The sequence below is a fragment of the Streptomyces akebiae genome, from assembly GCF_019599145.1.
Taxonomy (GTDB): domain Bacteria; phylum Actinomycetota; class Actinomycetes; order Streptomycetales; family Streptomycetaceae; genus Streptomyces; species Streptomyces akebiae.
On record NZ_CP080647.1, the window covers coordinates 75,380 to 100,710 of the forward strand.

At 69.6% G+C, this 25,331-nt stretch carries 22 protein-coding genes and 1 pseudogene; 6 read left to right on the top strand and 17 right to left on the bottom strand.

Annotated features, from left to right (window positions below; all coding sequences use genetic code 11):
* Positions 1–152: 152 nt before the first annotated feature.
* Both K1J60_RS00395 and K1J60_RS00400 read right to left on the bottom strand, forming a co-directional pair.
* Positions 153–1,292: a TolB family protein gene (locus K1J60_RS00395; protein WP_220644347.1), complete on the bottom strand. Its 1,140-nt coding sequence runs from the start codon at positions 1,290–1,292 to the stop codon at positions 153–155.
* 601 nt (positions 1,293–1,893) lie between these two features.
* Positions 1,894–2,493 (bottom strand): TetR/AcrR family transcriptional regulator, encoded by a 600-nt coding sequence (locus K1J60_RS00400; protein ID WP_220644348.1) that lies wholly within the window; start codon positions 2,491–2,493, stop codon positions 1,894–1,896.
* Positions 2,494–2,593: 100 nt separating this feature from the next.
* Here K1J60_RS00400 and K1J60_RS00405 point away from each other — a divergent pair, with 100 nt between their 5' ends.
* Positions 2,594–3,004, top strand: coding sequence for a nuclear transport factor 2 family protein (locus K1J60_RS00405; protein WP_220644349.1), 411 nt, complete (start codon positions 2,594–2,596; stop codon positions 3,002–3,004).
* Positions 3,005–3,292: 288 nt separating this feature from the next.
* Positions 3,293–3,660: pseudogene (locus tag K1J60_RS00410) on the top strand (NAD-dependent epimerase/dehydratase family protein); the annotation flags it as partial.
* Here K1J60_RS00410 and grpE read toward each other — a convergent pair.
* From grpE to K1J60_RS00475, 13 genes are all read right to left on the bottom strand, one after another.
* The gene (gene grpE / locus K1J60_RS00415; protein WP_220644350.1) at positions 3,591–4,184 is read right to left on the bottom strand and encodes a nucleotide exchange factor GrpE; all 594 of its coding nucleotides are present in this window, start codon (positions 4,182–4,184) and stop codon (positions 3,591–3,593) included. The pseudogene K1J60_RS00410 and the gene grpE sit on opposite strands and share 70 nt — an antisense overlap.
* Positions 4,181–6,073, bottom strand: a complete 1,893-nt coding sequence (dnaK, locus tag K1J60_RS00420) for a molecular chaperone DnaK (RefSeq protein WP_220644351.1) — start codon at positions 6,071–6,073, stop codon at positions 4,181–4,183. Before dnaK ends, grpE begins: the two co-directional genes overlap by 4 nt.
* A gap of 622 nt (positions 6,074–6,695) precedes the next feature.
* On the bottom strand, positions 6,696–7,157 hold the full coding sequence (locus K1J60_RS00425) for an SRPBCC family protein (protein WP_220644352.1): 462 nt from the start codon (positions 7,155–7,157) through the stop codon (positions 6,696–6,698).
* 313 nt (positions 7,158–7,470) lie between these two features.
* Positions 7,471–9,855, bottom strand: a complete 2,385-nt coding sequence (locus tag K1J60_RS00430; RefSeq protein WP_220644353.1) for a carbohydrate binding domain-containing protein — start codon at positions 9,853–9,855, stop codon at positions 7,471–7,473.
* Positions 9,852–10,367, bottom strand: coding sequence for a hypothetical protein (locus K1J60_RS00435; RefSeq protein WP_220644354.1), 516 nt, complete (start codon positions 10,365–10,367; stop codon positions 9,852–9,854). Before K1J60_RS00435 ends, K1J60_RS00430 begins: the two co-directional genes overlap by 4 nt.
* Before the next feature lie 59 nt (positions 10,368–10,426).
* Complete coding sequence (locus K1J60_RS00440; RefSeq protein ID WP_220644355.1) at positions 10,427–11,380, bottom strand: glycoside hydrolase family protein; 954 nt, start codon at positions 11,378–11,380, stop codon at positions 10,427–10,429.
* Between the two features lie 11 nt (positions 11,381–11,391).
* On the bottom strand, positions 11,392–12,921 hold the full coding sequence (arfA, locus tag K1J60_RS00445; RefSeq protein ID WP_220644356.1) for an arabinosylfuranosidase ArfA: 1,530 nt from the start codon (positions 12,919–12,921) through the stop codon (positions 11,392–11,394).
* A gap of 58 nt (positions 12,922–12,979) precedes the next feature.
* Positions 12,980–14,053: a lactonase family protein gene (locus tag K1J60_RS00450; RefSeq protein ID WP_220644357.1), complete on the bottom strand. Its 1,074-nt coding sequence runs from the start codon at positions 14,051–14,053 to the stop codon at positions 12,980–12,982.
* Positions 14,054–14,094: 41 nt separating this feature from the next.
* On the bottom strand, positions 14,095–15,063 hold the full coding sequence (locus tag K1J60_RS00455; RefSeq protein ID WP_259407486.1) for a sugar kinase: 969 nt from the start codon (positions 15,061–15,063) through the stop codon (positions 14,095–14,097).
* Positions 15,060–15,731 (bottom strand): bifunctional 4-hydroxy-2-oxoglutarate aldolase/2-dehydro-3-deoxy-phosphogluconate aldolase, encoded by a 672-nt coding sequence (locus K1J60_RS00460; RefSeq protein WP_220644358.1) that lies wholly within the window; start codon positions 15,729–15,731, stop codon positions 15,060–15,062. Before K1J60_RS00460 ends, K1J60_RS00455 begins: the two co-directional genes overlap by 4 nt.
* A 137-nt stretch (positions 15,732–15,868) precedes the next feature.
* Complete coding sequence (locus tag K1J60_RS00465; protein ID WP_220644359.1) at positions 15,869–16,690, bottom strand: carbohydrate ABC transporter permease; 822 nt, start codon at positions 16,688–16,690, stop codon at positions 15,869–15,871.
* Positions 16,690–17,721, bottom strand: a complete 1,032-nt coding sequence (locus K1J60_RS00470) for a carbohydrate ABC transporter permease (protein WP_220644360.1) — start codon at positions 17,719–17,721, stop codon at positions 16,690–16,692. Before K1J60_RS00470 ends, K1J60_RS00465 begins: the two co-directional genes overlap by 1 nt.
* Complete coding sequence (locus tag K1J60_RS00475; RefSeq protein ID WP_317619687.1) at positions 17,718–19,154, bottom strand: extracellular solute-binding protein; 1,437 nt, start codon at positions 19,152–19,154, stop codon at positions 17,718–17,720. The genes K1J60_RS00470 and K1J60_RS00475 overlap by 4 nt, the downstream gene beginning before the upstream one ends.
* A gap of 419 nt (positions 19,155–19,573) precedes the next feature.
* Here K1J60_RS00475 and K1J60_RS00480 point away from each other — a divergent pair, with 419 nt between their 5' ends.
* The 3 genes from K1J60_RS00480 (at position 19,574) to dgoD (ending at position 22,804) form a co-directional block, all read left to right on the top strand.
* Complete coding sequence (locus tag K1J60_RS00480; protein ID WP_220644361.1) at positions 19,574–20,623, top strand: LacI family DNA-binding transcriptional regulator; 1,050 nt, start codon at positions 19,574–19,576, stop codon at positions 20,621–20,623.
* Positions 20,620–21,387, top strand: coding sequence for an SDR family NAD(P)-dependent oxidoreductase (locus tag K1J60_RS00485; protein WP_220644362.1), 768 nt, complete (start codon positions 20,620–20,622; stop codon positions 21,385–21,387). The genes K1J60_RS00480 and K1J60_RS00485 overlap by 4 nt, the downstream gene beginning before the upstream one ends.
* Before the next feature lie 271 nt (positions 21,388–21,658).
* Positions 21,659–22,804, top strand: a complete 1,146-nt coding sequence (gene dgoD, locus K1J60_RS00490) for a galactonate dehydratase (protein ID WP_220644363.1) — start codon at positions 21,659–21,661, stop codon at positions 22,802–22,804.
* A 122-nt stretch (positions 22,805–22,926) separates the two neighbouring features.
* On the opposite strand, the gene K1J60_RS00495 is transcribed toward dgoD, so the two are convergent.
* Positions 22,927–23,463 carry an alpha/beta hydrolase family protein gene (locus K1J60_RS00495; RefSeq protein ID WP_220644364.1) on the bottom strand — a complete coding sequence of 179 codons (537 nt, stop codon included), beginning with the start codon at positions 23,461–23,463 and terminating at the stop codon, positions 22,927–22,929.
* A 7-nt stretch (positions 23,464–23,470) separates the two neighbouring features.
* Here K1J60_RS00495 and K1J60_RS00500 point away from each other — a divergent pair, with 7 nt between their 5' ends.
* Entirely contained in the window at positions 23,471–23,668 is a 198-nt protein-coding gene (locus K1J60_RS00500; RefSeq protein WP_220644365.1) for a hypothetical protein, read from the top strand.
* 288 nt (positions 23,669–23,956) lie between these two features.
* Here the strand turns inward: K1J60_RS00500 and K1J60_RS00505 are convergent, their stop codons facing one another.
* Positions 23,957–25,240: an MFS transporter gene (locus tag K1J60_RS00505; RefSeq protein ID WP_220644366.1), complete on the bottom strand. Its 1,284-nt coding sequence runs from the start codon at positions 25,238–25,240 to the stop codon at positions 23,957–23,959.
* Positions 25,241–25,331: the final 91 nt, after the last annotated feature.

Sequence of the window (25,331 nt, forward strand, 5' to 3'; positions counted from 1 at the left end):
TCCTACCGAAAACCGCCTCCGAACAGGCATGATGGACCTGACACTCACTCAAGGTCCCTCTTCACGCGGTCGCGTGGGCTTACGTCCGGGGAAATGGTGTACGGGCTCGGCCTGGCAGACGACCGCCCGATGCCGGGGGAACTGCGTGCGCGTCACTCGAGGCAGCGGACGAAGACGTCGCTGGTCTCGTTGGTGTCCCCCGACACGAGGTCACTCTCCGCCGAGCCGAAAGCCACCGTCCGCCCGAAAGCGTCGACCACGGGCGACGAGCGCTGAGCCATGTCGCTCTGCCCTCCGTCCCGCGTGACGTTCAGCCGCTGCACCTCGCCCGTGACCAGATCACGCAGGAACGCGTCGGCATCGCCGTTCGTGTCGCCCGGCACCAGATTGTCGGCGGACGAGGTGAAGACCACTCGCCGGTTGTCGGCACTGAGAGCAGGGCCGCGTTGGTCGACTTGGCCCGCCGAGTGGTCGTTCGGCTCCGACCCGTCGTGGGCGAGTGTGAGGCGCCGGGTGGCTCCGGTGCTCAGGTCCTTGGCGAAGACATCCCGCTTGTCGTTGGTGTCACCCGGCACGATCCCCTCCCACTCACTGGCGTAGAGGGCGTAGCGCCCGTCAGGACTCAGCCCGATGTCGCCTCGGACAGCCACGGACACGCCGTCACGGGTGTGTGCCGCCTGGACGGTCCGCCCGGTTCGGGTGTCGCGCACGTAGAAGAGAAACGCCTGCGGTCTTCTGGCCTCGGAGCCCTCCGGCTGAGTCCCCTCCTCGTCACCTCCGTCGAGCAGGAACTGGGTCCGGAAGCCGATCCGGGTACCGTCCGCGCTGATCGCCGCCCCTTCCGAGAAACCGGCCGTCTGCGACCCGTCGTCGGCCACACTGATCCGCTCGACGGTCTTCTTCCACCGATCGCGGACGAAGACGTCCCCACGGCCGTTGGTGTCTCCCTCGACCAGATCGCTCCTGCTGGAAGTGAAGGCCACATAACGGCCGTTGGCGCTGATGGACGGCTCATACGTCTGCGCCCAGGCGGTCCCGGACTCCAGCAGGAGCTCGGTCCGCCCCGTCAGGCGATCGTGGACGAAGACGTCCTGGGCGTCAGGGGTGTCGCCGGGCGCCAGGTTGTCGGCGTAGGAACTGAAGGCGACGTAACGCCCGTTCGCGCTCAGCGAGTACGTGGTGGTTTCGTTGTCGGCCTGGGTGCCGTCGCCGGCCACGTTGACCCGCTCGATCGTGCCGGTCCGCAGATCCTTTACGAAGATGTCGGAAAATCCGTTGCTGTCACCGGCCACAAGATTGGTCGCCGAAGAATCGAAAGCAACGTATCTCCCGTTTGCGCTGATCCCACCCGCCTCGGAGAAATCGTTCGCCTGAGACCCCTCAGCCGTGACACTGACCCGCTCCGTCCGGGGCCGGTGCCCGTCACCGGACGCCGCCGCCCCGGTCGCAGGCAGCACGGCCACACAACTGCCGACGAGGACCGCCCACACCGCGGCCCGTCTCACACAACGCATCGCTCCCCCTCCACAAGCCCCTCGGCCCCTGGGTGTACAGGCCGGACACAGCCAATAGCGGGGACAGGCCGCGGGCAACAGGGCGGGAGGGCAAACCAGCCTTTCTCGCATCTGCTGGTGGCACCGAGGACATCCGCCGGACGCCCTCGCGGAGCTGGCCGGCCGGTCGGTCGGTCGGTCGGTCGGTCGACCAACGGTACGAGGGGAAGCGGTAGTTGAGGGCCGTAACCGATCGTGGACATCCTTCGTTCCATCTGGGCGACACGGTCGTACGATGCGCGGCGGGAGGTGCGCGGGGCGCCTCGGGGCTCAAGGCGCCCCGGCGGTCATCGGTCGGCCGGAGAGACCCGGCCATCGGTCATCGGTCATCGGTCATCGGTCATCGGTCATGAACTGATGTTCCGGACGGCGCGATCGCCGCACGCACCAAGCGCAGGAAGAGGTCTTTGTGCTCGCGCCTGAGCGCTGGGTCCCTGCTTGTCTCCTTCAGTCCGTCCGTGACCGCGAGGAGGAGACGCGCGATGTCCTCGGCGGTTGTGTCGGCGTTCGAGAACTGGACTTCTCCCGCTGCCGCAGCCGCGTCCAGCGCGGAGGCCAGCCTGGCCGCCAGGGCGGTATGGGCTTCGCTGACGATGTCCCCCGTGATGGTGAGACCGGCGTCGAGCAGTTCCCCGCCATGGACGCCCGATGAGATCTGGGCCATCAGTCCCCCGAAGTAGACGTCCGTCGCGGCGTCGATCCGCGACAGAACGTCGCCCTGCTCCGCAAGGGCCGCGTCCACCTCACCGAGTGCTCTGGAGTGCGCCCTTCGGGCCCCTGCCCGGAAGAGGTCTTCCTTGGTGGAGAAGTGAAGGTAGAGCGCTGCCCGGGACATCCCGGCAGCGCGGGCGATGTCCTGCATGGTGGTCTTGGCGTACCCGTACCGACTGAAAACGGTCAGTGCGGTGTCAAGGATGTGCTCGTTCCGGTTGTCTGCCACGGCGGCACGTTAACAAGTTAGACAGATCGAGTCCAGTTAGACAGATAGTGTTAAGTTGTCTAGCAGACCGCCCCCAGAGCACCCCAGGAAGTGACACCTCATGGCACAGACAGCCGACGCAACGGCCACCGACCCGATCGCGGAACGGATTCGCGAGGTCGAGCGAGCCCGGCTCCGCGCGCTGGTTGCGGGTGATGTCGCCGCCGGGGCCGATCTGCACGCGCCGGACTTCCAACTCGTCACCCCGGTCGGTGCGGTGCTGTCCAAGGGCGAATACCTCACGGCCATCGCGACCGGACACATCGACTATGTCGTCTGGGAGCCCGGCTCCATCGACGTCCGCGTCTACGGCAACGCCGCCGTCATCCGCTACCAGGCCACGCTCGAGGTGCTGTTCGCAGGCCATGCGGTGCCTCGCGCTACGTACTGGCACACCGACAGTTACGAGAACATCGACGGCCACTGGCGAGCGGTGTGGTCCCAAGCGACTGAAATCAGGCAGAACCCATAGAGGCGAACGCACGGCCGAACGCTTCCTCGCCTTCGTCGGTATAGCTGCAGTGCCACCACAGCGTCGTGGCGGCAGCTCCCGCGAGTCCCCGCGCCCGGCCGCTCATCTCGTGAGCCCCTGAAGCCTCACGCCGTCGTCACCGGTGGCGCTGGTTTCGTCGGTTCCCACCTGTGTACGGCACTGCTGGATTCGGGTGTGGACGTCACCTGCGTCGACGACCTGGACACCGGCAGCCTCGGCGCGTCATGCCCGGGAACTCGCCCACGCGGCCGGCACCAAGAGCACCGACACCGGCATCGTGCGCCACCGACGTTCGTCCGGCAGGCACCCGCCGGCGAGCCCCCGGTCACCAGGACGGGCGGCAGACGCGCTCGCTGTGCTACGTCGACGACACCGTGCGCGGTGTGCTCGCGGCAGCGGCCCACGGCATGCGCGGCCCCGTGAACCGGCACCCGGGCGAGATCACCGTGCTCGACCTGGCCCGCCTGGTCGTCATCCTCACCGGGTCGGACTCCGAGATCCGTTTCATCGAACGCCCCACCGACGACCCGGCGTCGTCCTGGTCGACACACGAAGATGAGGCGCCCTACCGCGTTGCCGGTGGTTCGGCGACTTCCGCCTGGGCCGGGCGCAGGAGTTGGCCGCCGACACGGTAGCCGGGGCGCAGGATCCTCGTGCACGTGGGCTGTTCGACCTGGTCGGAGTGGGTGCAGGTGACGGCCTCGTACCATGCGGGGTCGAAGGGGTCGCCCGCTGTGCCGAAGCACTGCAGCCCCAGGGCGGCGAGTTCGCCTTCCAGTACCTCAGTGACGCGCTGGAAGCCGCCGGTGACCTCTCCTTGGTCGCGGGCCCGGTCGATGGCGTCGAGGACGGGAAGAAGGCCGGTGAGTATGTTGGCCACGGCAATCTCGCCGACCGTGCGGCGGTCTCGACCGACCCGCTTGCGGTAGTTGTCGAACTCGGATTTCAGGCGCTGCAGGTCCGCTGTGCGTTCCCTCAGTTGCGTGTGCAGGGCGTCGGTCCCGCCCGCGGCGGTATCGGCCGACCGGGCCAGGCCGACAGGCTCGACGTCGCCGTGGCGGCGGGGTTCCAGGCTGGTGCCCGGATCCCGCCCCCGGCTGTCGCGGATGATCGACAGCGAGTGCTCGCCGGGGCGGTGTGTATCGCTCGGGCGGGTCATCCGGCGCCCTCCCGCCCCTTGTCGTCGTCGACGATCTCGGCGTCGACGACGTCCTCGTCCTGCCCGACGCCGCCTGCCTCGCCACTGGCCGCGCCGCCGGCGGCGGCCTGCCGGCCCTGACCCTGCTGCGCCTGGGCATACATGGCGGTGCCGACCTTCTGAGCCGCCGCCATCACCTTCTCCGTCGCCTGGCGCAGGGCCGCCGTGTTGTCACTGTCGGCCGGCTGCTCCTTGAGGGTTTCCCTGAGCTCGGACAGCGCGGTCTCGACCTCTCCCTTCACGTCCCCAGGGATCCTGTCGGCGTTGTCGGTCAGCACCTTCTCCGTCTGGTAGACGACCTGCTCGGCCTGGTTACGGACCTCGGTCGCCTCGCGTCGCCTACGGTCCTCCTCGGCGTGCTGCTCGGCCTCGCGCATCATGCGGTCGATGTCCTGCTTGGGCAGCGAGGAGCCACCGGTGACAGTCATCTTCTGCTCCCTGCCGGTGCCGAGGTCCTTCGCCGTGACGTGCATGATGCCGTTGGCGTCGATGTCGAAGGTGACCTCGATCTGCGGGACACCGCGCGGAGCCGGCGGCAGGCCGGTCAGCTCGAACATGCCGAGCCTCTTGTTGTAGGCCGCCATCTCGCGCTCGCCCTGGAAGACCTGGATCTGCACACTGGGCTGGTTGTCCTCGGCGGTGGTGAAGACCTCCGAGCGCTTGGTCGGAATCGTGGTGTTCCGCTCGATGAGCTTGGTCATGATGCCGCCCTTGGTCTCGATGCCCAGGGACAGCGGGGTGACGTCCAGGAGCAGGACATCCTTGACCTCGCCCTTGAGGACGCCGGCCTGCAGGGCGGCGCCGACCGCCACGACCTCGTCGGGGTTGACACCCTTGTGCGGGTCCTTGCCGGTCAGTTCCCGCACCAGATCGGTCACCGCCGGCATCCTCGTCGAGCCGCCGACCAGGATGACGTGGTCGATGTCGGAGACCTTGATCCCGGCGTCCTTGATCGCATTGTGGAACGGGCTCTTGCACCGGTCCAGCAGATCACTGGTGAGCTGCTGGAACTGGGCGCGGGTGAGCTTCTCGTCCAGGTGCAGCGGGCCCTGGGCGGAGGCGGTGATGTACGGCAGGTTGACCGTGGTCTCCGAGGACGACGACAGCTCGATCTTCGCCCGCTCGGCGGCTTCCCGCAGCCGCTGGACGGCCATCTTGTCCTTGGTCAGGTCCACGCCGTAGTTGTTCTTGAACTGCTGGGCCAGGTGGTCGACGATCCGCTGGTCCCAGTCGTCGCCACCCAGGTGCGTGTCACCGTTCGTGGCCTTGACCTCCACCACGCCTTCGCCGATCTCCAGCAGTGACACATCGAATGTGCCGCCACCGAGGTCGAAGACGAGAATGGTCTGGTCGTTCTCCTTGTCCAGCCCGTACGCCAGGGCGGCGGCCGTGGGCTCGTTGACGATCCGCAGCACCCTCAGCCCGGCGATCTCCCCGGCTTCCTTGGTGGCGGTGCGCTGGGAGTCGTTGAAGTACGCCGGAACCGTGACGACCGCGTCCGTGACGTCCTCACCCAGGTACGCTCCCGCGTCCCGCTTGAGCTTCTGCAGCACACGGGCGGAGATCTCCTGTGCCGTGTACCGCTTGCCGTCGACGCTCCCCGAGTCCGGGAACCGCCACTGCGCGTCGCCCACGTGGCGCTTCACGGACCGTACGGTGCGCTCGATGTTGGTGACGGCCTGGCGCTTGGCCACCTCACCGACCAGCACCTCGCCGCTCTTGGCGAAGGCCACCACCGACGGGGTCGTCCGAGCGCCTTCCGTGTTGGTGATGACCGTGGGCTCCCCGCCCTCCAGCACGCTGACGACCGAGTTGGTGGTGCCGAGGTCGATTCCCACTGCACGTGTCATTGGTCCTCTCCTTCATCTGCACGCGGACGCCGACTGTCCGAGGCGCTGCAACCTGCACAGGTGAGCCTTTGACCACTTGCCGCCATATTCCAGTTTTCACCCTATTTGAACACTTTCGCGTCGGGCGGAATGCAGTCGCCCGCGAGCGTGCAGTCCCACCACCCCCAGGGGGAGGATCATGGCTCCCGCCGTGACCCTCAGTCGGGTTTCGTCCGCATAAAGCTTCATATCCAAGGCCCGTGCGAGGACCGGAAGGGCGACAGGGACGACGAGAGTTCACCCATGTCCGCCGCGACGCCGGCGCCGGCGATCTCGCCGCCATGGCCAAGGCCGTCAAGGCCGCCGAAGCCATGGCACCCACGCGACCCCACCCAGCCAGGGCACGAGAACGGGTGGCAGCCCGGACGCGAGGTCGGCTGCCACCCGTCGGGTCGGGCTTGAGCAGGTCGTACGCAGTGGCCGCCCGCCCGGTCCAGTGGGACGGGGGGGCGGCCAGGTGGGCATCGCCATGGGACCGTGGTCGCAGGTCTACGCCTCCGACCCGCCCCCCGGCAACGGGACACCTGGCCTGTGGCGTGGCCCGACGCGTAGGGAGCCGGCCGCGCGGGAGCCGGACAGGGCGTTACCCTTCGGGCGTGATCCGTCCACGCCAGGCTCCGGACTCACCGCCGCGGCTCTCGATGTACTCCTTGAACCGCTGCATGTCGCCCTTCACACGCCGATCGATCATTCCGAGCATGTCGCCGGCCTTCTCCGCAGCGCCGGAGGGCTCGATGTCCATGACAAGTTCCACCCGAGTGTGCGTGTCGTCCAGGCTCTGGAAGCGCACCGTGCCCTTCTGCCTCGTGTCACCGGTAGTGGTGCGCCACGTGATGCGCTCGTCGGGGAGCTGGTCGACGATCTCGGTGTCGAATTCGCGCTTCTTCCCACCGATCTTGGTCGTCCAGTGGTTGTGACGCTCGTCAAGCTGCCTGACTTCCTCGACTCCTTCCATGAACTGCGGGAACTGCTCGAACTGGGTCCATTGGTTGTAGGCGGTGCTGACCGGGACCTCGACCTCCACCGCTTCCTTGACCGTGCTCATGTGAGCCTCCGTGTCTGCATGTCGGCGGGCACCCACGTCAGCCGACTTCCTCTGTGCCCGGAGTTCACCGGTTGATACCAGGGCGAAGTACCCAAACTCCCTGCAGTTAACCGATACGTCTGCCGCGCGTGAAGGGTTCACGCCGCGGGCCCGGGTTGCCAGACACAGGGCGCTGACCTGCGGTTTCCAGCTACGATGCCGCGCACAAAGCAATGCCGGGGCCCTTACCCCGCCTGATCTCACTACAGCGCCGAGGCACGCCCACGCTCACCGGCGGCCCCGGCCGGTGTCACCCGGCCGGGGCCGCCGTCGATCACTGCTCGGTCAGAGTGACCTCGTCGCAGTAGCCGTCGCCGGTTCCGGAGACGAGGTGGCAGTAGATGCGAGCGGTGGTCACACCTGCCCCTGTCGTGAAGGTCGTCGACTGCTTCGAGTAGGTGCTCGACGTGGTCGAGGCACTCGTGACGGCGGAGCCGTTGTAGAGCTTGGCCTCCAGTGCTGTCGTGGTGCCGGCGGTCTGACTCGCGATCGCGCCGCTCAGCCGGTAGGTGGTGTTCGGCTTGAGCGTGTAGACGAGTTGCCACAGGGCGCCACCGCTCAGCGACGAGTTCGTCAGTCCGGCGGCGTTGCCGTTGGACGACGTGCCCGTGAGCGAGAAGTCACCGTTGCGCCAGGGCACGGTGTGGCCGGACTCGAAGTTGCCGTTGATCACGTGGTTCTTCACGGGGGTGACGGCGAGGTCGTCGCAGTAGCCGTTTCCGCTGCCCGAGCTCTTGTAGCAGTAAAGGCGCACGGTGCCGTTCGCCGCGCCGGTGGTGAAGTCGGCGGAGACGAACGTCCACGCGGTGCCGCTGGCGCTCGCCACCGTTTCCAGGCCACCGGTGTTCTTGACGCCGATGTTCATGACCTCACCCGCAACAGCGGACTTCACCCAGCCGGAGACGCGGTACGTCGTCCGGGGCGCGACGGGGACGTAGTTCTCCACGGAGGCGGGCGACGGGCCGACCCGGACCGCGTAAGTTCCGCCGTGGGCGCCCGAGTTCACCACCGAGGCGGAGTTCCACGCGCTCCACGCCGTGAGCGATCCCTTCTCGAAGCCGAGGTTCTCGTCCGCGAGGCAGGTCGCGTCGGACGGCGTGCTGAACTGGTCGGCGCCGATGTCGGGTGCGCAGACCGCGGGAACGGGTGATCCCCAGTAGTCCTTGCCGCCGTTGTCGGGCATGACGACCCCCGCGCCGATGGCCGGGGACGACGCGGTCAGCTGGTAGCCGTCGACGGAGTCGATGCCCGTGCCTCCGCTGCCGGGCGAGACCAGCAGGGGATCCGCGGTGATGTTCCCGTTGCCGGTCGGCTCACTCGCCGGGTGGTTGCCGTAGAAGAGGTTGTTCCGCCAGGAGAAGTTCGAGGCCGGCTGACCGCTGGTGTAGACGTAGCCGCCGCTGCCCAGGTTGTAGATGAGGTTGTTGGCGAGCGTCAGGTCGTTCCAGGCGCCGGAGACCTCGAAGATGTTCGCGGTGGAGCCGGAGGGGACGTAGATGGTGTTGTTGTAGAACGTGGAGTCCTGGGAGCCGAGCATGTTGACGACGCGGAGACGGTCGTCCTCGCTGACGTTGTAGCGGACCACCGCGTTGCTGCTGAGGCGTGACCCTCCGCCGCAGCCGCAGAAGAGGATGAACCCTCCCTCGTTGTCGTGGCTGTAGTTGTACTGGACGATCGTGCCGTCCTGCCCGTAGTCGACGTCGAAGCCCTGGCCGTCGGGGTTTCCGGCGTTCTTCTTGGTGCCGTACGCCTCGTTGTACTGGATGACGGTGCCGTCGGAGTCCCAGGCCCAGATGCCGGCGTTCGCCGCGTTGGGGGCCTTGGCCGCGTTGTAGACGACGTTGTGCTCGATGAGGGCGTCCTTCGACATCTGCACGACGATGCCGTCGCCGTCGGTGTCATGGACGGTGTTGTTCCTGACGACGACACCCGTCCAGGGGGTCCAGGCGGGGTTGTTGCATCCGATGGACGGCCGGCACAGCCATGTGCTGGACATGTTGATGCCGCTGCGGGCGATGTTCGCGACGGTGTTGCCGTCGATGACGACGTCGTTGAAGGAGCTGGGCGTCGTGGTGCCGAGAACGGCGAAGAGGATGCCGGCGCTTCCGTCGACCTCCTTGGAGTTGTTTCCGTTCACGTCGTGGATGTCGAGGTTGCTGATCTTGTAGTGGTTGCCGGTCCCGTAGTTCTCCAGCACCACGTAGACACCGCGCCGCGCGTTCGCGCCCTTCACGGCACCGGTGTTGGTCACCTCCAGGTTGGAGATCTCCCAGTACTCCTGGTTGTGCAGGTAGATCGCGTCCGTGCCGCCGCCTCCGGCGATGATCGGCAGGGCGCCCGTGCCGTAGGCGTCTATGGAGATCGATCCGCCTGCCGCGCTGCCCGAGCCCAGCGGGTGCAGGGTGCCGGTGCAGGTCGTCCCTCTCTTCAGCAGCAACTGGTCCCCCGGCGCGAAGGTCTTCGCGTTCGGGCCGGCCAGCGAGTTCCACGGCGAGCCGGAGGTGCCGGTCCCGTTGGCCGCCGCCGAGCAGTCCACGTAGTAGGAGGTGCCCGCCGCGTGGGCCTGGACGGCCGGCGTGAGCACGACCGCGGCGCAGGCGAGCAGCATGGTGACGACCAGGCCTGCGATGAAGCGTCTTATGTCGGTGACATGTCTCATGGTGCCTCTCCCCGTACAACATTGTCGGGTTGGGTGGTTGGGCTCGCCGTGCTCTTGCGGAGCGCGGCGACGATCGCCTGCGTCGGAGCGGGCTGGTTCGCCCAATCGGCGGCCACGTGTCCGTCGGCGCCGATCAGGAGTGTGTGGAGCTGTCCGTCCATGGACAGCCGGGTGCCGGCGGAGGCCGAGTCCGCGGCGACCACGAGTGCGGGCGGGATGGACCAGTTCGCCGCGAAGTTCTTCAGCGCGCCGTCGGTCGTGCGACCGTCGGAGTCGGTGATGAGGACGCGGACGTCGGGGTACTGCAGCGCCACGCTCTTGAGCGACGGGATCTGGCTCCGCGCGTGCGCTGCTCCGACGTCTCCCCGGTCGTCGACGGGGAGGGCCGATATGAGGGTCGGCCCGGAGACGGCGATCCGGTTCCCGTCGAGCAGGGTCACCCCGGAGCCGGCCGGTCGTTCTTCGGCCTGGCAGGCGGTGACGAGCAGGAGCGCGGGGACGAGCAGGAGCACGCCGACGAACGGGATCCTTCCCGCGCGACGGGCTCCTTTCGTCGCTTGCCGGACCCCGGTCACCGGACCGGCCCTTCGAGAGGAAGGATGGGTGCCTCAAGGGCTTCGTCGCGGTCGCAGACGAGAGTGTCTCCGCTCACCCGCAGGCGGGCGACCTGGATCGAGCTCCGGCGGTCGTTGTCGTCGCTGCCGTGTACGGCACCGTCGTCGGACCGCCCCGGGTGCGTGAAATAGAAGACGTAGGCGCCGAGTTCGCTGGTGACGACGTCGGCGTGGTAGCCGTATCCCCCGTCGTCCGGGCCCTGGCCTGATCGGTCGAGGACGAGTCCTCGCGGTTCCCATGTCTCCAGGTCCCGGGAGTGAAGAACCCGCTGTCCATGCCATTCGTCGACGAGCATCCAGTAACTGCCGCCGAGCTCGAAGACGTTCGGGCCCTCGTGCTTCGAACACTCGACGGCGGGCCCCCGGACGGTCCACCGTGCCAGATCGTCGCTGTCCGCCGCGTAGGTGTGCGCGTGATCGGCCTCGTCCTTGTACCACATGCGGTAGCCGCCTGTGGGGAGCCGCAGGACGCAGGCGTCGATCACCCTGTCGGACGAGAGCGGCAAGGTGGAACGGTAGGTCCACGAGAAGAGGTCGTGGCTCGTGTAGTGACGGATCACGCGCGCATGGCCCGCCCACTGGGTCGGAACACCGCGGATCACGCTGACGAACATGTGGTACTCGGATCCGTCGTCGACGATCTCGGGCGCCCAGTAGGTGTGGCGCCCCGGCTCGATGTCGAGCCCCTCGGCGGTTCCCCGGTACAGCCAGCTGGCACCGCCGTCCGCGGAGGACGCGATCCCGAGGTCGGTCCCGTGGACCCAGCTCACGTCGTTCATCGGTGGCGCGTCGGCGCGGCGGCTCGTGTAGAACATCCACCACTCGCCGGCGTGCCGGTTGAAGATGATGGTGGGGTCGGTCGCGCCGTCGTGCACGGGGTCGCGGAACAGGGGGCGGTCAATGGCTGTCATCGGTGCTTCCCTCAGTCCTGACGGCTCGTCAGGCGGATCATGTTCCAGGACAGCGGTTCGAGTTCGGCGTGGAGGACGCCGTCGCTGACGGTGGTGCCGGTGGCGCTGTGCGGGGTGACGCGGTCGGGCCTGTCCGCGGTGTTGGTGGCCTCCGGGTCGCTGTCCGCCAGGACCAGGTGCTCCGCGAGGGTGTGGGCGCCGAGGCCGCGCAGGTCGATCGTCAGCGGCAGGGCCCGCGTCTGGCCTCGGTTGACGGCGAAGACGGTGACGGCGCCCGTCTCCTCGTCCGTGACCGCGGTGGCGTGCAGCAGCGGTACGTCACCGAAGCGGGCGGTCGGGTACGTCGGGCTGTCCACCTCGACGCGCAGCACCCGGCCGCGCCCGTACGCCGACGCCTGGGCGAAGGGGTAGAAGGTGGTCTGCCGCCACGCCGGGCCGCCCGGCTCGGTCATGATCGGCGCGATGACGTTGACGAGCTGCGCGAGGGACGCCGCGGTGACCCGGTCGGCGTGCCGCAGCAGGGCGATGAGCAGCGAGCCGAAGACCACGGCGTCGGTGACGGAGTACACGTCCTCCAGCAGCCGCGGGGCCACCTGCCAGTCCTCGACCTGGTGCGGGTTCGGTCGCTTCTGGTACCAGACGTTCCACTCGTCGCAGGAGAGGTTGATCCGCTTCTTCGACTTCAGGCGCGCGCCCACGTGGTCGCAGGTGGCGACGACCGCCTCGATGAAGTGCTCCAGGTCGACGGCGGAAGCCAGGAACGAGTCGCGGTCCCCGTCGATCTCCTCGTAGTAGGCGTGCAGCGAGATGTGGTCGACCAGGTCGTACGTGGCCTCCAGGACCGTCGCCTCCCACGCGGCGAAGGTCTCGATGCCGGAGCCGGAACTGCCGCAGGCGACCAGCTCCAGATCGGGTTCGATCATCCGCATCGCGCGGGCGGTCTCGGCGGCGAGCCGGCCGTACTCCTCGGCCGTCTTGTGGCCGATCTGCCAGGGGCCGTCCATCTCGTTGCCCAGGCACCACATCTTGATGCCGTACGGCTCCTTGTCACCGTGGGCGACACGGCGGTCGGACAGCTCCGTGCCGTCCGGGTGGTTGGCGTACTCCAGCAGACGCAGGGCGTCCTCCACGCCGCGGGTGCCGAGGTTGACGGCCATCATCGGCTCGATGCCGGTCTTGGCGCAGAAGTCCATGAACTCGCGGAGGCCGAACTCGTTGGTCTCGGTGGTCCGCCAGGCGAGGTCGAGTCGGGTCGGCCGCTCCTCGCGCGGGCCCACGCTGTCCTCCCAGCGGTAGCCGGAGACGAAGTTGCCGCCCGGGTAGCGGACGGTGGTGACACCGAGTTCGCGGACCAGCTCCAGCACGTCCTGGCGCAGGCCGTCCGCGTCGGCGGCGGGGTGACCGGGCTCGTAGACGCCGGTGTAGACGCAGCGGCCCAGGTGCTCGACGAACGATCCGTACACACGTGGGTGGACGTCGCCGATCGCGAAGGCGGGATCGAGAGTGAAGCGGGCGGCGGGTGTGGTGCCGGACTCGGACATGACTGCCTTTCGGGTGTGACAGGGAGGGAGTGCGGGAGGGGGCTGCAGGAGAGGGAGATCAGAGCGCCAGCGCGCAGACCACCGAGGGGGCGGCGACCGGTGGGTGGGGCTGGGTGAGGGTGCCGTCGTCCAGGATCCGCAGGGCGGCGAGCGTGCCGCTGTGCTGGTTGGCGACGAGCAGGTGGCCGGCCGCCAGGGTCAGACCGCGGGGCCATGTGCCGCCGGCGGGGACCTCGTCGACCGGTTCGAGGGTGGTACCGGTGAGCCGGAACGCGGCGACCGTGTCGGCGCCCCGGTTGCTCACCCACACGAAGCGTCCGCAGGGTGAGGCCACGATTCCGGCGGGCTGGTTGACGACGCCGTGGGCTGTCGTGGCAGGAGTGGAGGAGACGGCCGTCAGGGTGCCGTCGGTGGCGTCGTAGCGATGGCAGGTGACGGTCGAGGACAGCTCGTCGGCGCTGAACACCAGGTCATCGCCGGGAGCGAAGGCGAGGTGGCGGGGGCCGGATCCCGGGCGCATCGTATTCACCGCGACCCGCTCCAGGGTGCCGGTGCGGGTGTCCAGCCGGTATGTGAACACCGCGTCCGCCCCCAGGTCGGTCACCAGGAGGAAACGGCCCGCGGGGTCGAGGAGGACCTGATGGGCGTGGCTTCCCTCCTGACGTCCGGTGACCGGGCCCGAGCCCTGATGGACGACGAGGTCGGTCGGCTCCAGCAGGCGTCCGTCCGCGCCGAGGCGGTGCACCGCGACGGTGCCCGGCGCGGTGTCGCTGCCGTAGTTGGCTGTCAGCAGCCACTCGCCGCCCGGGTGGACGGTGAGGTGGCACGGGTTCGCCCCGCCGCCGCTCACCGGGTCGCCCAGCGGGGACAGGGTGTCGTCGCCGCCGCGGGCGACGGCGCTGACGGTGCCCGTCCCGGTCTCGTTCGTGCTGTAGACGACGTCGAGCGACGGGTGAGCGGCCAGGAAGGAGGCACCGCTGACGGGCAGCGGCTTCACCTGGTCGTCGTACGTCATGCGGCCGGTGGTGGGATTGAGGAGCAGCGCGGCGATGCCGGGGCCGTCCCCGCCGGAGTCCGGTGTGTAGGAGCCGGTGAGGAAGGGGATCGCGCCGGTGGAGGGGCTTGTGGGCATGGGTGGTCCTGAGAGTCGCTGTGCCGGGGCGGAAGGAGGTGTCAGCGGACGATGTCGTCGTGGTGGTCGAGGAGTCCCAGTTCGGAGCGCCGGGGCAGGCCCTCCCAGTCGCCGGCGGTGCTCACCGCGAAGGCGCCGAGCAGGGCCGCCGTCCGCAGCCGCCGCTGCGGGGGCTCTCCCGCGAGCAGTTCGGCGAGGTAGCCGGCGGCGAAGGCGTCTCCCGCGCCCACCGAGTCGTGAACCTGGACCGGTACGGCGGGCTGCCGGTGGGGCCGTCCGTCGAGGAGGGCGTACGCCCCGTCGGCACCGATCTTGATCACGGCTCCGCCGGGTCCGAGGTCGCAGATGCCCTGGGCGAGTTCCTCCGGTCCTTCGGCACCGGGCACCACGAGCCCGGCCTCGTGCGGTCCGGCGAAGACCAGGTCGCTCCTGCGCAGCAGAGGCAGCAGGACGCGCCGGGCCTCGGCCTCGCTCCACAGCAGCGAGCGGAAGTTGATGTCCAGGGAGATGGTCACGCCGGCGTCGGCGGCGATGTCCACGGCCCGGGTCACGGCCTGGGCGGGGCCCTCACCGAGCGCCGGGGTGATGCCCGTGACGTGGAGGACCGCCGCCCCCGCGACGACGTGCTCGGGGATGTCGTCGGCGGTGAGCCGGGCGCCGGCCGTGCGGGTGCGGTAGTAGCGCGTACGGCTGCGGGTGGAGGTGCGGCGTTCCTTCAGCAGGAGGGAGGTGGGGGCGGCGTCGCGCGCGGCGACGGTGGTGACCCCTTCGGCCCGCAGTTCCCGCAGGACGAGTTCGCCGAGTTCGTCGTCGCCCACCCGGCCGATCCAGGTCGCGGATCCGCCGAGCCGGCTGACCCCGACGGCGACGTTGGCCTCCGCGCCGGCGATCCCCAGTCGCAGGGCCGTGCCGAGCGCGAACGGGCCGGGATCCCGGGCCGCCATGACGGCGAGCACGTCGCCGAGGGTGACGAGGTAGGGCTCGCCGGGCGGGGGTGCGGACACGCTCACGCGGTCGCCTCCCCGGCCCGTGCGGTGGTCCCCACCGCGTCCAGCAGGGTGCGTGCCCTCGTGGTGAGGGCGCCCAGTGCCTGCGAAGTCGGGGCCTGGTTTGCCCCGCGCAGCAGCGGGGAGCCGATGCCGACCGCGCGGGCGCCCGCGTCCAGGTAGTCCCGCGCCTCGTCGATGCCGACGCCGCCGACGGCGAGGAGTGGGATGTGAGGCAGGGGCGCTCGCAGTTGGCGCAGGTGAGCGGGGCCGCCCGTGGTCGCGGGGAACAGCTTGACGGCGGCGGCGCCGGCCCGCCACGCCTGTGACACCTCGGTCGGTGTCCAGGCCCCCGGGTAGCACGGGACACCCCGGTCGGCCGCGCCGCGGACGACTTCGGTGTCCACGACGGGCGCGACGAGGAACTCCGCTCCCGCCGCCAGGGCGTCCCTGGCCTGGTCGCCGGTGATCACGGTGCCCGCGCCGACCGCTACGTCGGGTCCGAGTTCCGCCCGGATGCGGGCCAGCGCGTCGAGCGCTCCGGCGGTGGTGAGGGTGACCTCCAGACAGGTGACGCCGCCGGAGGCGAGGGCGCGGGCCACGGCGGGCAGCCCGGAGGCGTCCGCCGACCTGAGGATGGCCATGACCCGGGTCCGGCCGAGCTGCGGGGTGAGGGCGGGACGCTGCGTCATGACCCCACCGCCGCGGGGGACGTGAGGGCTCCCTGGGTGTCGGTCATGCGAGTTCCTTTGCTGGCGAGGTACGCGGGTGGAGGCGGATCAGAGAGGCGTCGGTAAGGGCGGACCGGAGGTGCGTCGGTGCGGGCGGGTCATTTGAGTCCGGAGGTGGCGACGCCGGCGACGAAGCCGCGCTGCATGATCAGGAACAGCGCCAGCACCGGCAGGACGTACATCACGGCGCCGGCCGCGACGAGGTTGGAGAGCGGTTCGCCGTGCGCGTTGACGTAGCCGGTGGCGAGCTTGACGGCGAGCGTGGTGTGGTCGTCGTCGAGCAGCAGCGCGGGCGCGATGTAGTCACCCCACGTCCAGGCGAAGGACAGGATGAGACTGGTGGCGATGACCGGCCAGGACTGCGGGAGGAAGATCCGCGCGAAGATGCGGATGGTTCCGCAGCCGTCGACGATCGCCGCCTCCTCCAATTCCTTCGGCATGTTCACGAAGAACTGCCGGAACAGGAAGATCAGGTACGGGGCGCCGCACAGACCCCACAGCACCCATGGCATGTAGGTGTTGAGCAGGTGCAGCTTGGCGAACATCAGATAGGTCGGGATGAGGGTGATGACCGCCGGCAGCATCATCGTCGACATGAGCACCCCGAAGATCAGCCGCTTCCCCGGTGCCTCGAGCCGGGCGAACCCGAACCCGGCCCAGGCCGAGGCGAAGGTCACCAGGACCGAGTAGGTCACGGAGATCGTCAGGGAGTTGCGGGCGTATCCCAGGTAGTCGAACGCGGTCAGGGCGTCCTGGAAGTTGGCCAGGTCCGGTTGGTGCGGCCACCAGTGGATGGGCAGGGCACGCAGCTCGGCGGGGGCTTTGAGCGCGGTGACGGCGAGCCAGCCGAAGGGACTGAGGAACAGTACGAGGCAGGCCACCAGGAGCATGTAGGTGGCGGTACGCCGGGACAGCACCATCACGCGCCTCCGATCGTGCGGCGCTTGGTCTGCGCGGATTCCGGCTCCACCGAGTAGAAGACCGCGCCCCTGCTGAGCCTGAAGAGGAGGAAGGTGATGAGGATGATGACCAGGAAGAGCACCCACAGCATCGCCGAGGCGTAGCCGTAGCGTCCGTTGGCGAAGTACTGGGCAAAGACGTCGATCATGTAGAAGTAGTTGCTTTCGGGGACGGACGTCACGCCGGCCGGGGTGGGGTTGATCGCGATCAGCAGGGGCGCGAAGCTCTGCAGCGCCCCGATGATCCCGGTGACGACCTGGAAGAAGATCACCGGCGAGAGCAGCGGGAGGGTGATCCGGGTGAAGGACTGCCAGGGACTGGCGCCGTCCACCCGTGCCGCCTCGTGCAGTTCCTTGGGGATGTCCTGCAGACCGGCCAAGGAGATGATCATGACGTTGCCCACGGCCCACATCGTCAGGGCGACCAACACCCAGCGGGCGTACGGATCCACCAGCCAGGGCACTCCGTTGATGTGGAGGAGGTCGAGGAAGCCGTTGACGGCGCCCGAGTCCCGGTCGAAGATCAGTTTGAAGGTGAGGGCCGCGCCGACCGGCGGTACGACGGCGGGCAGGTACAGCAGGGTGCGGAAGAGGCCGCGGGCGCGTATCGGCTGGTTGACCAGTACCGCGAGGAGCAGTCCCCCGATGATCGACAGCGGCACGGTGATCGCGGTGAAGAGCCCGGTACGTCCCAGTGACGCCATGGTGTCGGGGTCGGTGAAGACCTCACGGTAGTTGGCCAGACCGACGAAGCTGACGTGCGGGGAGAGCCCGTCGGAGTTGGTGAAGCTGAGCCAGAGGGCGTAGCCGAGCGGGTAGGCCGTCAGGGCCAGGAAACCCAGCAGCCACGGGCCGGCGAACAGGTAGAAGGCTCCGGCCCTGCGCTGTCTGAGGGAGAGCCGCCCGCCGGCGGGCCGCCCCCTCGTCCCCGCGGCCGGGGACGAGGGGCGCGGCCGCCGGGTGGGCCGCCCGGCAAGCTGGTCGGTGCTCACCCCACGAGCTCCTTGCCCTTGGCGATGAGCTCGTTCATCTGCGCGTTCAGCTGGTCGGCGACCTTCCCCGGGGAAGTCGAGGACTTGATGGCGCCCGGCAGAACCTTGTTGATCACGGCGTCCAGGGCTGTCGTCTGCACGTACGGGGTGACGGTCAGCACCGAGAAGTACGGGAGCTCCTGCTCCTGCACCTTGAATGCCTGCTTCTGGAAGGTCGTGTTCTGCGGCATCTGCGGGCGCAGCGACTTGAGCGTGGGGATGCCCCAGCCGCTGCTGGCCCGGTCCTTGGCGGGCCGGCCGCCGAAGTACCACTCGAAGAACTTCCAGGCGGCGTCCTTGTGCTTGGCCTCCTTGGGTATCCAGTAGCCGGTGGCGCCGAAGCACGGGCTGATGCGCGTGCCGCCCGCCATCTGCGGGGCGGGAGCGAATCGTGAGACCTCGGCCTTCTTGGCGTCACCGCCGATGGCCCCGCCGAACCAGTAGCCGTCGCAGGCCATCGCCATCCGGCCCGCCTGGTAGGTGGGCCAGTCCCAGCCGTCCGGGTTGGGGTTGGCGGCGTTCGGGCCGATGTCCGCCCGGGCGTACTCCAGGTACCACTTCAGCGCGTTGCGCGCCTCGGGAGACGAGAAGTCGACCGAGGCGAGGTCCTCGGCGAACAGGCTGCCGCCACCGGACGCGGTCATGTTCAGGAACATGGCGAAGTTGCCGAGCCCGGTGGCGTTGAGCCCGTACACCTTGACCTTGCCGCGCCGGTGCTTGGCGAGCTTCTTGCCGAGGTCGAACCACTCGTCGTAGGTGAGCGGTTCGGTGTCGCTCGGGCGGTCCAGGCCGGCGGCGTCGAACAGGTCGGTGCGGTACCAGAACATCGCGTCCTGGGAGTAGTCCTTCGCCATGCCGTAGCGGGGGCCGGCCCCCTGCTGCTTTCCGTCGAAGCGCCACAGGTCGTTGACCGGGTCCAGGTCGGACGGATCGAGCACCGAGCTCTTCTCGAAGTACGAGTCGAGCTCGGTCATCAGCCCGCGTGCGGCGAAGTACGGCGTCTCCAGCGCACCACTGCCACGGACCAGGTCCGGCGGGTTGTGGGCGGCCAGCATGGCGTTGAGCTTGGTGGCGTCGTACGTGATCAGGCTGATCTTCACGCCCAGCGCCTGCTCGGCGGCCTTGATGGTCTTGGGATCCAGCTCGTTGGCCTGGGACATGACGGTGAGCGTGGTCTTGGCGCCGCTCTTGCCGCCGGAGTCGCCGTCGTCGCTGACGGAGGCGGCACAGCCGGACAGCGCACTGGCGGAGAGTGCGGCACCGGCGGAGACGGCGAGGAAGCGACGTCTGTCGAGAGAGGTCGTCGTCGACATGGGCATGCTGATGGGCCTTTCGTGCGGAACGTACGCGGGTGCGGGGCGTACGGCGGCTGCGGAACGTACGACGGGGTCCATGGCGGCATGAGGGGCTGCCGCGAGAGGCGAACGGGGAAGCACTGCGGCCGGTGGATCACCGGCTCGCTCGGCGGTGGTGCGAGATGCCCCGGACCGGGCGCCTCCGTCTGCGTGGACGAGTGCGCGCACCGGTGCCGGGAAACCACGGGTGCGACGGTGGTCGCGTCCGCGGTGAGCTCGGGGGCGGCTCCTCGGCTCATATGACTGCGCGTCAACATGGCCGACATCTAGCGGTGTCGATATATCCGGTTTCTAGGGCTCTGCTCAGATCTGTCGCTTATTTCCGTCTGAGGAAACCGGTTGACTGAAACTTTCGCGAACGTTAGGTTGCGTCGCCAGAAGGTGTCAAGAGGTTGTAATGAGTCACCCTCGGTCCGCGCCGGCGGAGCAGGGCGACACCCATCGGAGAGGGGGAGCACGTGCCGGAACAGCCCGTCAGAGCCAGGCTCGTGGATGTGGCACACGCGGCGGGGGTCTCCAAGGCCACCGTCTCCAAGGTGCTCAACGGCCGACAGGACCTGTCCGTACGCCCGGAGACGCGCCGCCGCGTGCACGAGGCCGCCGAGGCACTCGGTTACCGCCCCCACTCCGGGGCCCGGGCCCTGGCCGGCGCCAGCACCCACGCACTGGCCCTGCTGGTCCCCGCCCTCGGCAACCCCACGTACGTCACCATCGCCCGCGGCGCCTATCAACGGGCCCGCGAACTGGGCTATCTCTCCCTGCTGGCGGAGGACTTCGACGGGCAGGAGGCCGACGACTCCTTCAACGACCTGGTGCAGGAAGGCAGGGTCGACGGACTGCTCATCGCCTCGGCCCGCCCCGGCCACCCCCTGCTGGACACCCTGAACCACAGCCCGGTCCCCCACGTCTTCCTCAACCGCGCCGTGGAGGGGTCCGGCCGCAACGTCACCATGGACGTCGCCCGCTCCAGCGTGACCGCGCTGGACCACCTGCACGGGCTCGGTCACCGCAGGGTCGGCCACATCGCGGGTCCCGCCGGGATCACCCCCAGTGAGGTCCGCAAGGAGGCGTTCCTGCGCCACGCGGACGCCCTGGGGCTGGACGCGGCTCCGGTGGCGTCCGGGGACTTCACCGAGGACGGCGGCGGCTCGGCCGCGCGGGAACTGCTGCGTCCCGGCGTCGGCAGTGCGCACCCGCCGGTCACCGCTCTCTACACCAGCTCGCTCGCCCAGGCGATAGGCGCCATGGCCGCGATCAGAAACCTCGGCCTCCGGATCCCGGAGGACGTCTCCGTGGTCGGCAACGACGACCTGCCCGTGGCCGCGCACCTCCATCCCCCGCTGACCACCGTCGCGATGCCCCTGTACGAACTGGGGACCGCTGCCGTGGACGCCCTGGTGGCCACCATCGAGAACAGGCCGGTGGGAGACGTCGTCGTACCGACCGAGCCGCGACTGGTGCTGCGCGGCTCCACGGCCGGACCGGCAGAACCAGGAGGAACGCCATGACCGTCGCCGCCGCACCGGCACGTTTCATCGGGCGTACGGCCCTGCTCACCGGGGCCGGCTCCGGCATCGGGGCGGCCACCGCCCGCCGGCTGGCGGCCGAGGGGGCGTCCGTCCTCGTCACCGACGTGGACGCCGAGGCCGCCCAGCGCGTGGCCGAGGACATCCGCGCGGGGGGCGGGCGGGCACGGGACCGGCCCCTCGACGTGACCTCCCCGGGTCAGTGGGCCGCGGCCGTCGCCGAGGCCGAGTCCTGGACCGGGCGCCTAGACGTGCTCCACCTCAACGTGGGCCGCAACCTGCCCGGAGCGGCACACGAACTCGACGACGCCTCCTGGCACGACCAGTTGCGGCTCTGCCTCGACTCGGTGTTCTACGGCGTCCGGGCCGGGGTTCCCCTCCTCGGAACGGCCGGGGGCGCGGTGGTGATCACCTCGTCCGTGCACGCGGCCATCGGCTTCAAGGGCTTCCCCGCCTACGCGGCGGCCAAGGGCGGAATCGACGCCCTCGTAAGGCAGTTGGCCGTCGAGTACGGGGGGCGGATCCGGTTCAACTCCGTCCTGCCCGGGGCCGTGCTGACGGCCCTGTGGACCAATACACCCCCGGAGTACAAAGCGCAGACCATCGCACGCACGCCGGTCGGCAGGCTCGGTACCCCCGAGGACATCGCCGCCGCCGTGGCCTTCCTCGCCTCCGAGGACGCCTCCTTCGTCACCGGCCAGAACCTGCTCGTGGACGGCGGCCGCAGCATCAGCTCCCAGGAATAGCCCGCCCGACCTCGGCCGATGCGCCCTGTCCCAGTCCCCTGTCCCTGCCGCTGCCCCTCCCCTGCCTTCCCGTACCTCCGCCCCCGGACAGCAGCCCTCCCCCGTACCGACGCCTCCCCCGTACCGACGCCTCTCCCGTCCTCGCGAGCGGCCGTTCCCCGCGTTCGCTGTCGGCCACGACCGACAGAACCACCCACCTGCCCACCTGCCCGACCACTGAGCCTCGTCCCGCACCCGGCCGTACACAGCACAGGACCCGGAGGTCCACCCCATGAAGATCACTGGATACGAACTCTTCCTCGTCGAACCGCGCTGGCTCTTCCTGCGCGTCGACACCGACGAGGGAATCTCCGGCTGGGGTGAGCCCATAGTCGAGGGCAAGGCCCACACCGTCGCCCGCTGTGTCGAGGAGATGTTCGACTACCTGCTCGGCCAGGACCCCGCCCGCATCGAGGAGCACTGGCAGGTGCTCGCCAAGAGCGGCTTCTACCGCGGCGGAGTCGTCCTGAACAGCGCCCTGGCCGGAATCGACCAGGCTTTGTGGGACATCGCGGGCAAGACCCACGGCGTCCCGGTCCACCAGCTCCTCGGCGGACACGTGCGCGACCGGGTCCGCGTCTACGGCTGGGTCGGCGGCGAAACCCCCGAGGAACTGGCCGAGTCGGCCGCCGAGCAGGTCGCCAAGGGCATGACGGCGGTCAAACTGAACCCCTGCGGCCAGCTGGAGCCGCTCGCCGCCCCCGCCGCGATCAACGCCATCGTGGACGGGGTGGCCGCGGTCCGCGAGGCCATCGGGCCGGAGCGCGATCTGGCGCTCGACTTCCACGGCCGGTTCAGCGGGGCGATGTCCCGCCGCGTGCTGCCCCACCTGGAGCCGCTCCTGCCGCTCTTCGTCGAAGAGCCCGTGCTTCCGGAGTTCTCCCAGGACCTCGGCGCCGTGGTGCGCTCCACCTCCATCCCCATCGCCACCGGCGAGCGGCTGTACTCCCGCTGGGACTTCCGCTCGGTGCTCTCCGACGGCATCGCCGTGGCCCAGCCCGACATCAGCCACGCCGGCGGAATCTCCGAGTCCCGCAGGATCGCCGCGATGGCAGAGGCATACGACGTTCTGGTGGCCCCGCACTGCCCGCTCGGCCCGATCGCCCTGGCGGCCAGCCTGCAGCTCGACTTCGCGATCCCCAACTTCCTCATCCAGGAACAGGCTTTGGGCATCGGCTACGGCGACAGCAGCGGACTGCTGGACTACCTCGCCGACACCACCCCCTTCACGTTCCGCGACGGCTACATCGACCGGCCGACCGCACCCGGTCTCGGTATCACCATCGACGAGGACGCGGTCCGGGCCGCCGCCGAACGCGGCCACCGCTGGCGCAACCCGATCTGGCGCAACACGGACGGCTCGCTGGCCTCCTGGTAGTCGGCAGGGGACTCCGGCCGGATGCCGCATCGCGCGCGTCCGGCCCGGGCCCCGCCCTCTCGCCGACGTCCGTACTGACGACCGCGTCCGGGAGCTGTGGACCCACGCCGACAACCGGGCACTCACGAGGTGAGGAAGCCACCCGCGCCGTACGCACCAAGCCACGACGGCTCGTCCGCGCGGTCATACATCGCGATACGAGTCGCGCCGTCCATGACGAGCAACTCCTTCGGTCCCTTGGAAAGCTCGTAGGCCTGGCCGCTGAACACCTTCGTGTCCGCCTGGTTCTCTGCGACGAGGAGCATCGGCTGGGTCAACAGTTCCGGGATCTGATCGAACGCCGAAAGAGCTTTCAGGGTGGACGACTTGGCGCCGCTCTCGGCGCCGGAGTCGGTGAAGCCCGCGGCCGGCTTGACCAGCCAGGCGTGGGAGAACCCGCGCCCGCCTGGTTTCGGCGAACGTGTGGAAGGCGGCGGAGGCGGTGCCTGTAGGTCGCCGCGCCGAAGATGATCGCGTCCAGCGGCGTCCAGCTGCGCCCACTGCCCGTCGGTGATGGTGTCCACGGAGATCAAGAGCACCTCGGCGCCGGTTCCCGCCGCGCCACGGGCCACGGCTTCGGCGACGACGGCCGTGTGGCCGTAGCCCGTGTGAAAGGCCACTGCGATCGTGGCCGCCGGCCTCGCCCGCACCGGTCACCCCCAAGCCGCCGCCCGGCTCATCGATGGCGTCCTCGCCGCAGCGCGCGCCTTCGACCACCGGCTGCCGGAACTGTGGGGCGGCGCCACCCGCGCCAACACCCCCACCCCGTCCCCTACCCGGCCGCCCGCCGACCACAAGCCTGGTCGGCGGCGGCCATCGCCCTGATGACGGCGCTGACCGGAGTGGAACCCGACGTTCCCGCCGGCCGCCTCCACCTCCCGGCCGGGGCAAGGGCAGAGTCGCCGGCCTTCCGGCCGCCGAGCCGCGGGCTACCGCATCGGCGGAGTACCACACTCCCGGTTCGGGGAGTCGCCCTCGGCGATGCGAAGCGGGCCGCCGACCGGGTCCAAGCACATCACGTACGGGTGGTACTTGACGCGTCGTGGGTCGAGGTCCGGGGTGCGGAGCGCCTCGTAGTGCGGGCCGAAACGCATCCGAGCGGGCGGCTTCGTCCTACTGGGGCAACGGTGCGACGGCCGCGGACCTGCGTCGGGCGGTCAGGAAGAGGCCTGCCGCCACGACGGCCGAGGCCAGGCCCAGCAGGCCGACGGCGGCGGCCAGGGTGCCGAGGGCGGACTTGGCCGCGATCAGCACCAGGGGGCAGATGAACTGGCCGATGAAGAAGGAAGCGGTCCACAGGCCGGTGCCACGGCCGCGGTCGGCGAAGTCCAGTTTGGACATGGCGATGGTGAGCAGGGAGGGCAGCAGGAGACCGGTGCCGAGGCAGTTGAGTACGGCGCCGACGATCAGCAGCGGCGCGCTGTCCGCGAGCCACATCACCGCGAACCCGGCCGCGCACAGGGCGAAGACGAGTGGCAGCCGGGGCCCCGGGGCCCCGCGCAGCTTGGCGAAGGTGATCGCGCCGGCCACGGTGGCGGCGCTGGCCAGGGCTGTGGCCAGCCCGATCACGCTGGTCGCCGTCACGCCGAGGTCGTCCAGCAGGTAGGACATCTCCACCGGGACGGTGTAGAAGACGAGGGCCCCGAACACGGTGAGTCCGCAGATCCCGGCCAGCTGCCGGAAGGGGAACGAGCGCTTCGGGGGGACCGCGGTGTCCGCACTCTCCCCGCCTTCGGCGGCGGCACCGGTGGCCGCGGTCGGCTTCGGCAGCCCGATGGCCATGAGCGGGGCGATGAGCAGGCTGACGGCGTAGATCCAGAACGGGGTCCGCCAGCCGGCCGACCCCGCGGCACCGCCGATGACGAAGAAGGCGGTCGCGGAGGCGGAGGCGCACATGGTCTGGAGGGCGAGGTAGCGGTCCCGTGTCCGACCGCTGTAGTAGTCGCCGATCAGCGTGGTGCAGCAGGTCATGATGGCGGCCTCGGCGATACCGACCAGGGCGCGGCTGGCCACGATGGCGCCCAGCGACTCCAACCACAGCGGTGCGGTGCCGAAGATCGCGTACAGCACGGTCGCGACGATCAGCAGGCGCTTGCGGCCGAGCCGGTCGACGATGACGCCCGCGAAGGGCGCCAGCAGGCCCAGCGCCAGGGCCGGGACGGTGAGGGCCATCGGGACCAGGGCGCCCGCGCCGGGCACCTCGGCGAAGTGGTCCTGCATCTTGGGCAGCACGGGGGCGATCAGGACGGCCCCGAGGATCGGTAGACAGCTGCCTGCCATGAGGAGGGAGACGCGCAGCCGGTGCGCGGCACCGGACGTCGGAAGGATCGCACCGGGCGGCGGCACGGGTTCCGCGTGAGCGGGCGGGGACGATGGCGATGGCATGGAAGCGGGCATGCGGGAACTCCATGTGGCGAGGGGAGGGGCGGGCACGCCACCGGGGAACAGACACCCCGAGAAGAGGAGCGTGCGGAGGAACTGCGGTCGA